Origin of the sequence: Streptomyces sp. NPDC059695 (assembly GCF_042733785.1) — a bacterium.
GTDB lineage: Bacteria > Actinomycetota > Actinomycetes > Streptomycetales > Streptomycetaceae > Streptomyces.
Genome location: NZ_JBHWFF010000001.1, coordinates 518887 through 530504, shown reverse-complemented (window position 1 = coordinate 530504; position 11618 = coordinate 518887). Strand labels below are relative to the sequence as shown.

The window sequence follows — 11618 nt, the reverse complement described above, 5'->3', positions numbered from 1 at the left end:
CCGCTACGCTTCGGCTCGCCGAGTTGCCACAGTCGCCAGGAGGCCGTCCGTGAAGTCGCCGTCCACCCCCGTCCACCCCTTCGACCTGCTCGCCCTCGACGGACTCCTGACCGACGAGGAGCGGGAGATCCGGAACACCGTGCGCGCCGTCGCCGACCGCGAGCTGCGGCCGCACGTCGCCGGCTGGTTCGAGAAGGGCGAGATCCCCGCCCGCGAGCTCGCCCGCACCCTCGGCGGCGTCGGCGTGCTCGGCATGCACCTGGAGGGCTACGGCTGCGCGGGCACGAACTCCGTCGCGTACGGCCTCGCCTGTCTGGAGCTGGAGGCCGTCGACTCCGGACTGCGCTCCCTCGTCTCCGTGCAGGGCTCCCTCGCGATGTACGCGATCTGGAAGTACGGCTCCGAGGAGCAGAAGCAGCGCTGGCTGCCGAAGATGGCGGCCGGCGAGTACATCGGCTGCTTCGGCCTCACCGAGCCGGACGCCGGGTCGGACCCCGGCGCCATGCGGACCAACGCCAAGCGGGACGGCTCCGACTGGGTCCTCAACGGCACCAAGATGTGGATCACCAACGGTTCGGTGGCGGACGTGGCCGTCGTCTGGGCCCGGACCGAGGAGGGCGTCCGCGGCTTCCTCGTCCCGGCCGGCACCCCCGGCTTCAGCGCCCCCGAGATCAGGATGAAGCTCTCGCTGCGGGCGAGCGTCACCAGCGAACTGGTCCTGGAGGACGTGCGCCTCCCCGCCGACGCGATGCTCCCGGACGCCCGCGGCCTCTCCGGCCCGCTCGGCTGTCTCAACGAGGCCCGCTTCGGCATCGTCTTCGGCGCCCTCGGCGCCGCCCGCGACTGCCTGGAGACCGCGATCTCCTACGCCAGGGACCGGACCGTCTTCTCCCGCTCCCTCGCCTCCTACCAGCTGACCCAGCAGAAGCTCGCCGACATGTCCGTCGAGCTCGGCAAGGGCATGCTCCTCGCCCTCCACCTCGGCCGGCTCAAGGACGCGGGCGCCCTCACCCCCGAACAGGTCAGCGTGGGCAAGCTGAACAACGTGCGCGAGGCCATCGCCATCGCCCGCGAGTGCCGCACGATCCTGGGCGCCAACGGCATCACCCTGGAGTACCCGGTGCTGCGCCACGCCAACAACCTGGAGTCGGTGCTCACCTACGAGGGCACGAGCGAGGTCCACTCCCTGGTCATCGGCAAGGCGCTCACCGGCGAGCAGGCCTTCCGCTAGGCCGAGGGCGTCAGCCCGCCGTCACCCGGCCGACGAACGCGTCCAGGTTGCCCGTCAGACGGGCGACCTGCTCGTCGAGCGTCAGGGACTCCTCGTGGCGCCGGTGGCGCAGCTTCGGCTGGCGCCGGCCCCGGACGTAGAGCGAGCACGCGAGGTCCGCGCAGAGGTAGAGCCCGACCGTGTTCCCGTCGCGGCCGCGGCTGCCCGCCAGCGGCGCCACCAGGAGCGTGACGCCCGACGAGGCGTGCGCGGTCAGACAGACCTGGCACATGCTCGACTTCACGGCGCTGGTCCGGCCGGTGGCCGGCACCCGCAGGGAGACCCCGACCGGCCCGTCCTCGCGCGGCACGACCAGGTGCGCCCGCAGCGGCGCGCCCGGGTCGACCCAGCCGAGGAAGTCCAGGTCGTCCCAGGGGAGTTCGGCGAAGTCGAGGGGCAGCTTGAGGCGCGCCGCCTCGCCCTTGGTGCAGTTCACGAAGGACGAGCGGATCTCTTTGTCGGTCAGTGGTTCCACTCGGTGGACCGTACACGGACCACCGGGGGCCAGGCATCCGAATTCGGCCCCCGCGGTCCCCGGGTCAGGCCACCCAGTCCGGCAGGGCCGGGTCGGCGCAATGCCCCGGGGCGCCGTCCAGAGCCGCCGCGAGCCGCTCCGCCGCCGTCTCGTACACCTCCGCCGGGAGCGTGAACGGGATCCGCAGCCGGTGCTCGTGCGTGCCCGGGTCCACCCCGAACCGGGCCCCGCCCTCCACCCGCACCCCGTGCCGCAGCGCCCGGGCCGCCAGGGAGGAGGCGACCGGACGGCCCAGGTCGATCCAGAGGCACATCCCGCCCGGCGGCACCGCCCACCGCCACTCGGGCACATGGCGCGCCAGGGCGTCGGTCAGCGCGGAGCGGCGCAGCCGCAGCCCGTCGAGGCGCTCCGGCAGGATCACGTCGAGGCGGTCCATGAGGGCGACGGCCACCAGCTGGTCGAGCACGGAACCGGAGAGGTCGGCGGTGATCCGCACCCGGGCCAGCTCGGTCACCACCCGGGACGCCGCCCGCACCCAGCCGACCCGCAGCCCGCCCCAGCAGCTCTTGCTCAGCGAGCCCACGGACACGATCTGCTCGCCGTCGCCCCCGGCGGCCGCCGCCGCGAACGGCAGCGGCGCCGGCACGTCCAGGGCCATGTCCGTCAGCGTCTCGTCGACCACCAGCCAGGTCCCGGTGGCCCGCGCGGACCGGGCGAGCTCCCGGCGCTGCTCCGCCGGCATCAGCCGCCCGGTCGGATTGTGGAAGTCCGGGATCAGATAGGCCAGCCGCGGCGCGGTCTGCCGGAGCGCCGCGTCGACGAGCCCGGTGTCCCAGCCGGTCTCCGTCACCGGGACGGGCGTGATGCGGAGCATGCGCCCGCGCATCGCGTCGAGGGCGTTGGTGTACGAGGGGTTCTCGGCGAGCACCCGGTCGCCGGCCCGGCCGAGCAGCGTCAGGACCAGCGAGACGGCCTGCTGCGCGCCGGTCGTGACGAGGATCTGCTCCGGGAGCGTCGGCAGGCCCCGCGCCGTGTAGCGCGCGGCGATCGCGGAGCGCAGCGGGGGCAGCCCGTACGGGTGATAGCCCTGCGAGCCCGCGTAGCGCGGAAGCTCGGCCGCGGCCGCCGCCAGCGCGGCGGACAGCTCCTCCTCCGGTGCCGGCGGGGCGGCGAGGGCCAGGTCGACGGTCGCGCCGGCGTCGTCCTGGAACGCGCCGAGCACGGTCGGAGCCTGCCCGTCCGGCAGCGCGGTCCAGGTGCCGGCGCCGCGCCGGCTGTGCGCGTAGCCGCTTTCGCGCAGCAGGTCGTAGGCCCCCGTCACGGTGGTCCGGCTCACCAGGAGCACCGCGGCGAGCTCCCGCTCGGCCGGCAGCCGCAGGCGCAGCGCCACCCGGCCGTCGAGCAGCGCCTCCCGCACGGCCCGCGCGAGCTCCCGGTAGCCGAACCTCCCCTCCGGAGGAGGGGTGAGGAGCGACGCGAGCTGCCGGCCCGTCAGGGTCCGGTCCGCGGTGTGGACCACACGTGCCACTGCCATGCCAATCACTCCTCATTGGCTCTGCTGTCCGGGCCAATAAGAGTACAGAGTCCTTTCCAGTGGCCTGGTGGCCATGGTCCTCAGGGAAAGAAGACGACCGATGTCCGGACACTTCACCGACCGCGACGAGCGGATGTGGCAGCAGCGCGCCGAGGAGCGGGCGGCCCGCCCCCTGCCGATCGGGGCCTGGCTCCGCGCCCTGCGCGCCAGGACGGCCCGCACCCCTTCGGGACGCCGCGCCGCGACGCCCGTCCCGCGCGCCCACGCCTGCGAACCGGCATGACCGGACCGTTCCCTCGGGACGGCCGCCGGATCGTCGTCGGCGTGACCGGCTCGCTCGCCTCGCTCGCCGCCCTGCGGCACGCGGCCTCCCTCGCCCGCCGCGAGGGCGCCCCGCTCCTGGCGGTGCTGGCCTGGGAACCCCCCGAGGGCGAAGGCCTCTTCGCCAAGGCCCCCGACCGGGCCTGGGCGCGGCTGTGGGGCGAGGACGCCCGGCGGCGCCTGGAGGACGCGCTCCTCGACGGGCTCGGCGGCGTCCCCGAGGGCCTCGACTTCGAGGGCAGGGTGGTCCGGGGCGCCCCGGCGCCCGCGCTGTGCGCGGTCGCCGACCGCCCGGGGGACCTGCTGGTCCTCGGCTCGGCACCGGACCGCGGCCGGCTCGCCCGGCTGCGCCCCCGGCCGGTGCTGCGCGCCGTGCTGCGCCGCGCGACCGGGCCGGTCCTGGCCGTGCCGGGCCCGCTGCTCCTCCCGGGCGAGGCCCGCGTCCTGCGGCGGAACGCCCGTACCTCCGTACCGGAAGGACGGGTCGGCACGGAGGTACGGGACGGGCGTGGCACCGGACCGGCCGGGCCGGGGTGCCGCACGCCCTAGGGGTGTCGTGCCGACCGGGCCGGGCTCGATCGACAGGACGCCCGCTAGACCACGGGCGCGGAACCGGGCCCGGGCGCCAGGGCCGAGGGCGAACCGGTGGTCCTGCCCGGGGCCGGCGGAGTGAGGGAGGCCATCGGGGAGACGGCCGCCGCCGACCGGTCCGCCTGCGGCGACTGGCTCGTGAGCTCCGCCGGGCTCTCCGGCGCCTGCGAGGACGGACCCGACGAGTCGGCCGGGGGCGACGAGGAGGAGGACGACGAGTCCGGCGGGCTCGAGGAGTCCGAGGGCGATTCCGGCGAGGACGTCGACGCCGAGGGGGAGAGCGTCGAGGGGCACGGCGACGGGGTGATCCCACCGCTCGGCGTCGGGGTCTCCGTGCCGGTCACCGTCACGCACGGCACCGGCGACGACGGCGGCGGGCTGGACGCGGACGACGAGGGGGACGTCGACGGGGAGACCGTGGGCGGCCGGGTCGGCGGCGGGGCCGGCCGGTCGTGCTCGCCGGTGTCGCCGTGCCGCCGCGCGAACCAGCCGTCGTCCTGGGGGTCGTAGACCACGAAGACGTTCACGACCGTCACCGAGGGCGCCACCACGACGACCTGCTGGGAGCTGTAGCCCTGCCACGGCGTGCCCGTCGTGCGCGGGGCCTTCTGCGGCACCGCGACGGACAGCGGATTGCCGCAGGCGCAGCGCACCCGGGGCACCCCGTGCCCGTCGACCATGACCGCCGTGCCCGCCTGGAGCACCGCCTGGTACGTGGTCGCGGCGCCGTCACGGAAACCGTGGTTCGTCACCCGGGTGTCGACCCGGAGCTGAAGCGGGGTCAGGGACCGGAGATAGCCCGGCACGTCGGAGGGCGGGATCCCGATCACGGAGGCGAAGGCCGCGTTCTTCGCGGGTTGGCCGGACAGGTAGCGGACCTGCTGCTCGACGTCGCAGCTGGAGACCGACTTCGTGCCGCCGTAGAGACCGGGGGTCGACCCCGACACCTCGGGAACGGCCGAGGCGGTGCGGGGAGGCAGCGTGGCCGGCGGGGCGGAGCCGCCCTCGGTGCGCGCCGTCGAGGGGGTGAACGGGTCGGGGCCCGTCGCGGAGGCGTTCTGCAGGAAGACCTCGCCGCCGGATCCCGTGGCGTCGTGGCCGGTGCCGCCGGAGCGGTTGGTGAGGACGACGCCCAGCGCCGCGGCCGCGACGAGCACGGCGGTGACCGCGGCGACCTTCGGGACGGACCGCCACCAGGGGCCTCCGCCCCCCTTGCCGGGGCCGCCCGTACCGCCGCCCGCGCCCGATCCGCCGTTCCCGGAGCCGCCTCCGCCTCCGGAGCCGCCGGAGGACCCGCCTCCGGAACCGCCGGAGGAACCGCCGCCGGAACCGCCGGAGGAACCGCCGCCGCCCGGACCTGGCGGCGGTCCGGGCGGCGGAGGGGGACCGGCGCTTCCCGGGCGTGTGCTCGGACCCGAGAGGGGGCCCGAGGGGGGACCTGTGGGGGGAACCGACGGGGGGCCGGACGGCGGGTGGGAAGTCACGTTTTTCCCTTTCTTCCGTTCCGCGCCCATTGTGTGCGCCGAACGACGCCCCTCCGCAAGCGGAGGTGTTCCGTCCGCAAGCGGACCTCCGGTACCGGTACTAGCGTGGGCAGGGTGACGAGCAGTCGGCTCCCCACCTCCACGCGGTCGTCCGCGACCCCGGCCGGGCCCTACGCCCGCGTCGTCCTCCAGGCCCTGGCCGCCGTGGTCGCCGGGTTCGCCGCGATGGGCGTCGTCGCCGCGCTCGGCCTCTGGGCCGCCGGCGCCGCCGACCTGCCCGGCGGCTTCGTCTCCGTCCTCGCCGCGGTCGTCGTCATGGCCTCGGGCGGCAAGGTCGAACTCTCCGGCGACGCGGGCGCCCTCGCCGGCACCCAGGCCGAACTGACCGCCATGCCGCTCACCGTCACCCTGGTGGGCGCACTGGTCACCGGCTTCTGCTTCCTGCGCCCGCTGCGCCACCACGCGGTGACCAGCACCCGTGAACTCCTGCTCCGCGCGGCGAGCGTCGTCGTGCTCTGGCTGGCGGCCCTCGCGGGGATCTCGGCCCTCGCCCGCCACGACTTCCCCCTCACCCTGGGCGGAGGCACGTCCGACAACGCCCTCATGGACCTCTTCGGCGACCTCCTGGACGCCGCGAACCCCACCGTCGGCTTCCGCACCGACGTCGGACCCACGCTCTTCTACGGACTCCTGTGGATCCTCGGCGTGCTCGCCGTCGCCCTCCTGGTCTCCCGGCGGACCCCGCTGCCGCCCCGGCTCGTCCGCTACCACGAACCCGTCCGCCCCGCCGCGTTCGCGATGCTCCTCCTGCTCCTCGCGTACGTGGTCGTCGGCCTCGTCATCGGGATCGTCGTCGCGGCGACCCGGGGCCACGCCGCGGAGACCCTCGCCGTCCTCCTCCTGGGCCTCCCCAACATCACCTGGCTCGCCCTCGGCGTGGGCATCGGCGGCTCCTGGCAGGGCAAGGCGGAAGGCCCCTTCGGCCTGCCCATGCCACAGGTCCTGGACGCTGTCCTGCGCGGCAACGGCGACAGCCCCGACCTCTCGACCGTCGACCTCTCCTCGCTCGCCGCACAGGACGCGCGCGCGTGGTGGCTGCTGCCCGTCGCCGCCGTCCTGGTGCTCGCCGCCGCCTTCTTCGCCGCCGTCCGCTCCCCGGCCCGGATGTCGCTCTGGCAGCACTCCCTGCACCTGGGCATCGCCTTCGCGCTCACGATGCTGGTCGCCGCACCGGTCACCCTGGTCGAGGCCCGCTTCGGTCTCTCGGTCCTCGGCATCGGCGACCTCGCCTCCCTCGGCGGCGAGGTGGTGCTCCGTCCGGACGTCTGGAAGACCGCCGGCTTGGCCCTGCTGTGGGGCCTGGCGTGCGGTCTCCTCGGCGGTCTCCTCGCCACCCGGGTCCACCGCAGGGGCGAGGTCGACAGCGGCGACAGCGGCAAGGGCCGGTAGGACGAACGGCCTCACCCGCCCATCTCCTGAAGACCCCGTCACCTCACCCGCCCAGCTCCCGGAACACCGGGCGCGCCCACGCGGGCGGGTCGGGCGGAGCACCCGGCTCCCGAGGCCCCCGGGCCACCACCGGGCCGCCCGGGTCCGCGCCGGACAGGGCGCCGCGCAGCGCGGCGACGAACTCCAGGCACGTCCCGTACCGCTCCTCGGGCGTCTTCGCCAGCGCCCTGGCGAACACCGCGTCCGCCGCCTCCGGCAGCCCCGGCCGCAGCTCGGAGAGCGGCGGCGGCGGATCGTACTGCTGCGCCCACAGCACCGCCCAGTCGGACTCGCGGCGGAACGGCGGCATCCCCACGAGGGTCTCGAAGACCACGCACGCCAGGCCGTAGACGTCGCACCGGCCGTCCACCGGTTTCCCGGAGATCTGCTCGGGCGCCACGTAGTCCAGCGTCCCGACGAACTCGCCCACCGTCGTGAAACCGGTGAGCGACAGCGACTTCTTCGTCAGTCCGAAGTCGGTCAGGTAGACGTGCTCCGGGTGGTCGCCGTCGGTGCCCTCGGCGACCAGGATGTTGCCGGGCTTCACGTCCCGGTGCACCAGGTCGTGCGCGTGCGCCGCGTCCAGGGCCGAGGCCACCTGCGCCGCGATCCGGCCCGCCTTCACCGGCGGCAGCGGCCCCTCGCGGCGGAGCAGGGCCGCCAGGTCCTGCCCCGCCACGTAACGCATCGCGATGTACAGCACGCCCTCCGTCTCGCCGGCCTCGAACACCGGCACGATGTGCGGGTGGTCGATCGAGGCGGCGACCCGCGACTCGTGCGCGAACCGCCTGCGGAAGGTGTCGTTGCGGGCCAGCTCGGGCGCCAGCAGCTTCAGCGCCACCGTGCGGTCCAGACGCAGGTCCAGCGCCCGGTACACGACCGCCATCCCGCCGCGCCCGATCTCGCTCTCCACCCGGTAGCCCGCGATCTCCTTGCCGAGCAGCCCCGAGGGCCGGCCCGCCGGGATCTCCGGGTCCCCGCCCGCCGTCATCGCTCCTCACCCGCCGGACCGGTCGGCCCCACGACCCGCGTGGGCGGCGGCCCGGCCGCCGCCGGATCCACCTGCGGCACCACCTGGGTCGGCTCATGGCCGGGCGGCGCCGCGGCGGGCTCCTCGGCCACCGGTACGGGCTCGGCCGGGGGAGCGGCGGACGTCGCGTACGTACGGAGCGTGACCCCGTCGCCGTACACCCAGCGTTCGTGCTCCGCGTCGTACAGCCACACCGACTCCCCGTCCACGACCATCCCGACCCGCAGGCCGCGGGTCCGCAGCCGGAAGCCCTCGCCGTCCAGGCGTCCCGCGCCCAGCTCCTCCGCCGCCCGTCGGTAGCGGCCGAGCGCGTCCTCCGCGCGGGCGATGAGCGGCCGGGGATCGGCCGTCCTGGTCAGGGGGCCGCCCGCCGCCGGAGGATCGTCCGGCACGGACACCAGGAGGCGGGCGTCGACCCACGCGGTCCAGCCGTTGGAGCACAGCACCCGGCCCCAGTCACCGGTCCGCTCCTCGAGCCGCACCGGCAGGAAGGCGTCGAGCGGTGTCGTGGGCAGCCCCGGATCGGGCGCCTCCCAGGCGGAGAGCCCGGAGCGCGGCACCACGTGCGTGGGCCGGAAGTCCGGTACGTCATCGGGTACGGGCACGCTCACGGTCTCACCTCCGCCACGGGGCCTCTGCGGGCCGGGTCCACGGGCCTACTTCCGCATGACGACCGGCTCGTGGCGGCGCAGCAGCCGGGACACGGCCAGACCGAGGGCGAGACACAGCACCACCATCATTCCCATGTCGAACAGCCAGGCCTCCGCCGTGTGCCGCATCAGCGGATCGGCGGTCTTCTCGCTCGGCGCGATCTTCCCGATGTCGATCGTCGCGCCCATCGCCGCGAACGCCCACCGCGAGGGCACCAGCCAGGCCAGCTGTTCGAGGACGGGCGTCCCCCGCACCTTCAGGAGCGCCCCGCAGAACACCACCTGCACGATCGCGAGGAGGACGAGCAGCGGCATCGTCACCTCCTCCTTGCGGACCAGCGCGGAGACCAGCAGGCCGAGCATCATCGCCGTGAAGGCGAGGAGTGCCACCGCGAGGGTGATCTCGATCAGCGGGGGCATCAGGACGCCCTTGCCGCCGGGCACGTTCAGCGGCACGCCGATCAGCGCCACCAGCGTCAGGACCACCGCCTGCACGACGGTGATCACGCCGAGGACCACCACCTTCGAGGCCAGGTAGGCGGAGCGGGACAGGCCGACGGCTCTCTCGCGCCGGTAGATGGTGCGCTCCTTGACCAGCTCGCGCACGGCGTTCGCCGCACCGGTGAGGACCCCGCCCACACAGAGGATGAGCAGGACGTTCAGCGTCGACTCGGGGTTGAGGCTGCCCTCGGACAGGGCCCTGGCCATCGCGCCCATCACGAACGGCAGGGCGATCATGATGGCGAGGAAGGTCCGGTCCGCGGACAGCGCGGCCGCGTAGCGGCGGACGAGTGTCCTCAGCTGGGAGCCCCAGCTCTGCGCCTTCGGCGGCGGCGCCGGTTCCCCGCCCGCCCGGCCGCCCGCGGGCACCGGGACGTCGGGGCGGGCCGTCGCGTCCGTGATGTACCGGCGGTGGAAACGGGACGAGCGGTACTGTCCGGCCCAGTCGCGGGCGCGGTCGTTCTCGAAGGCCTCGAAGGCCTCCGGCCACTGCTCGAAGCCGAAGAAGCCCAGGGTGTCGCCGGGCGGCCCGTAGTACGCGACCCGCCCGCCCGGCGCGAGCACCAGGAGACGGTCGCACACGTCGAGGCTGAGCACGCTGTGCGTGACCACGACGACCGTGCGGCCGTCGTCCGCGAGCCCGCGCAGCATGTGCATCACCGAGCGGTCCATGCCCGGGTCGAGACCGGAGGTCGGCTCGTCCAGGAAGAGCAGCGAGGGCTTGGTGAGCAGTTCGAGGGCGACGCTCACCCGCTTGCGCTGGCCGCCGGAGAGGCTGTGGATCGGCTGCTCGGCGCGCTCCACGAGCCCGAGCTCCCGGATCACCTCGTCGACCCGGGCCCGCCGTTCGGCCGCCACGGTGTCCTCCGGGAAGCGGAGCTCGGCGGCGTACCCGAGGGCCCGGCGGACGGTGAGCTGGAGGTGCAGGATGTCGTCCTGGGGGACGAGACCGATGCGCTGGCGCAGCTCCGCGTAGTCCTTGTACAGGTCACGGCCGTCGTACAGGACCGTGCCCCGGTCGGCCGGTCTCTGACCGGTGAGCGCGCCGAGCAGGGTCGACTTCCCCGCGCCGGACGGACCGACGACCGCCAGCAGGCACTTCTGGCCCACCGGGAACGACACCTCGTCGAGGAGGGTCTTGTGCCCGTGGTCGACGGTCACCGCGAGCGAGCGGACGTCCAGGGAGACCTCGCCGGTGTCGGCGAACTCGACGAGCTGCCCGCCGATCAGACAGAAGGCGGACCGGCCGATGCCGACGATGTCCTCGGCCGTGACCCGGGCGTCCACGACGGGGGCGCCGTTGAGGAAGGTGCCGTTGTGGCTGCCGAGGTCATGGATCCGGTAGGTGCCGTCGGGCTGCGCGCGCAGCTCGGCGTGCCGGCGCGAGACGACCAGGTCGGCGACGACCACGTCGTTGTCGGGGGCACGCCCGATCCGGATGGTGCGGGCCGGCAGGGGCCGCACGGAGGTCGGCTGCCGGAAGGTGCCGGTCGCGGCGGGATGCGCGACGGAGGGCGGCGGGAGGACCGCGGGGCGCGGAGCCCCGGGACCCGAGGCCTCCGGCCCGGGCTCGGCGGGGGGCGCGGGTTCTGGTGCCGGGGGCTCGGGTGAGGGTGGTTCGGGCGCCGGGGGCTCGGAGACAGGGGGCTCGGGCGCCGGGGGCTCTGGTGCAGGTGGTTCCGGCGGTTCCGGTTCGGGCCAGGGCGTCTCCGGCAGCGGGGCCTTCGGCAGGTGTACGGCGGCGGGGACGACACCGGCGTCGGGTGGCGCCGCGGCGGGATCCGGCCCGGCGGCGAGACCAGCCCCCGCGGACGGATCCGGCCCCGCGGGGGGCGCGGCGGCCGGGGGAGCGTCGCTGGTCGAGAGCACCGCGCGCGGCCCCTCGGCCGGATGCCCGAACCGTACGACCGTCCCGGGTCCGACCTCCCGCGGCCGGGCGACCCGCAGACCGTCCGCGAACGTCCCGTTCGTACTGTTCTCGTCGACCAGGGTCCAGTGGCCTCCGGCGGCGCTCAGCACCGCGTGGTGCCAGGACGCCCGGGCGTCCGAGAGCACGATGTCGCTGGTGGGGTCGCGCCCGATGCGATAGACGCGGCGCGGGTCGATGAGCGTCGCGTCCCCGTCGATCTCGAGGACCAGACCGGGCGCCGCGGGCGCGACGGGCCGCTCTGTCATGCGTTGAATTTTATCCGCCGGTGCTGATCGCCGCCCGGGAAGAGGGCGCCGGTAGGGTGGGCGTCCGCCGCGCGAGCGGCCCGAACGAGGAGGACCCAC

At 75.0% G+C, this 11618-nt stretch carries 10 protein-coding genes; 4 read left to right on the top strand and 6 right to left on the bottom strand.

Annotation, left to right across the window (positions count from 1 at the left end; translation table 11 throughout):
- Positions 1-49 precede the first annotated feature (49 nt).
- Positions 50-1231 (top strand): acyl-CoA dehydrogenase family protein, encoded by a 1182-nt coding sequence (locus tag ACFV2S_RS02300; protein WP_385553432.1) that lies wholly within the window; start codon positions 50-52, stop codon positions 1229-1231.
- A 10-nt stretch (positions 1232-1241) separates the two neighbouring features.
- Here the strand turns inward: ACFV2S_RS02300 and ACFV2S_RS02295 are convergent, their stop codons facing one another.
- The gene (locus tag ACFV2S_RS02295; protein WP_385553430.1) at positions 1242-1745 is read right to left on the bottom strand and encodes an FBP domain-containing protein; all 504 of its coding nucleotides are present in this window, start codon (positions 1743-1745) and stop codon (positions 1242-1244) included.
- A 64-nt stretch (positions 1746-1809) separates the two neighbouring features.
- Positions 1810-3279, bottom strand: coding sequence for a PLP-dependent aminotransferase family protein (locus ACFV2S_RS02290; RefSeq protein WP_385553428.1), 1470 nt, complete (start codon positions 3277-3279; stop codon positions 1810-1812).
- Between the two features lie 100 nt (positions 3280-3379).
- On the opposite strand from ACFV2S_RS02290, the gene ACFV2S_RS02285 reads away from it, so the two are divergent.
- Together ACFV2S_RS02285 and ACFV2S_RS02280 are read left to right on the top strand one after the other, a co-directional pair.
- The gene (locus ACFV2S_RS02285) at positions 3380-3562 is read left to right on the top strand and encodes a hypothetical protein (RefSeq protein WP_385553426.1); all 183 of its coding nucleotides are present in this window, start codon (positions 3380-3382) and stop codon (positions 3560-3562) included.
- Positions 3559-4149, top strand: a complete 591-nt coding sequence (locus ACFV2S_RS02280; RefSeq protein ID WP_385553424.1) for a universal stress protein — start codon at positions 3559-3561, stop codon at positions 4147-4149. Before ACFV2S_RS02285 ends, ACFV2S_RS02280 begins: the two co-directional genes overlap by 4 nt.
- A 44-nt stretch (positions 4150-4193) precedes the next feature.
- On the opposite strand, the gene ACFV2S_RS02275 is transcribed toward ACFV2S_RS02280, so the two are convergent.
- Entirely contained in the window at positions 4194-5348 is a 1155-nt protein-coding gene (locus ACFV2S_RS02275) for a DUF6777 domain-containing protein (protein WP_385553422.1), read from the bottom strand.
- A 441-nt stretch (positions 5349-5789) separates the two neighbouring features.
- Here ACFV2S_RS02275 and ACFV2S_RS02270 point away from each other — a divergent pair, with 441 nt between their 5' ends.
- On the top strand, positions 5790-7124 hold the full coding sequence (locus ACFV2S_RS02270; protein WP_385553420.1) for a streptophobe family protein: 1335 nt from the start codon (positions 5790-5792) through the stop codon (positions 7122-7124).
- 43 nt (positions 7125-7167) lie between these two features.
- On the opposite strand, the gene ACFV2S_RS02265 is transcribed toward ACFV2S_RS02270, so the two are convergent.
- From ACFV2S_RS02265 to ACFV2S_RS02255, 3 genes are read right to left on the bottom strand one after another with little or no spacing between them, the layout of a single operon-like run.
- Positions 7168-8154 carry a serine/threonine-protein kinase gene (locus tag ACFV2S_RS02265; RefSeq protein WP_385553418.1) on the bottom strand — a complete coding sequence of 329 codons (987 nt, stop codon included), beginning with the start codon at positions 8152-8154 and terminating at the stop codon, positions 7168-7170.
- The gene (locus ACFV2S_RS02260) at positions 8151-8804 is read right to left on the bottom strand and encodes a hypothetical protein (RefSeq protein WP_385553415.1); all 654 of its coding nucleotides are present in this window, start codon (positions 8802-8804) and stop codon (positions 8151-8153) included. The genes ACFV2S_RS02265 and ACFV2S_RS02260 overlap by 4 nt, the downstream gene beginning before the upstream one ends.
- Positions 8805-8849: 45 nt before the next feature.
- Positions 8850-11519, bottom strand: coding sequence for an FHA domain-containing protein (locus ACFV2S_RS02255; protein ID WP_385553413.1), 2670 nt, complete (start codon positions 11517-11519; stop codon positions 8850-8852).
- Between the last annotated feature and the right edge of the window lie 99 nt (positions 11520-11618).

Bases quoted from the DNA above. Each gene is read 5' to 3' on its own strand.
- ACFV2S_RS02255 (WP_385553413.1), bottom strand. From the start codon at position 11,519: ATGACAGAGCGGCCCGTCGCGCCCGCGGCGCCCGGTCTGGTCCTCGAG.
- ACFV2S_RS02290 (WP_385553428.1), bottom strand. From the start codon at position 3,279: ATGGCAGTGGCACGTGTGGTCCACACCGCGGACCGGACCCTGACGGGC.
- ACFV2S_RS02280 (WP_385553424.1), top strand. From the start codon at position 3,559: ATGACCGGACCGTTCCCTCGGGACGGCCGCCGGATCGTCGTCGGCGTG.
- ACFV2S_RS02265 (WP_385553418.1), bottom strand. From the start codon at position 8,154: ATGACGGCGGGCGGGGACCCGGAGATCCCGGCGGGCCGGCCCTCGGGG.
- ACFV2S_RS02285 (WP_385553426.1), top strand. From the start codon at position 3,380: ATGTCCGGACACTTCACCGACCGCGACGAGCGGATGTGGCAGCAGCGC.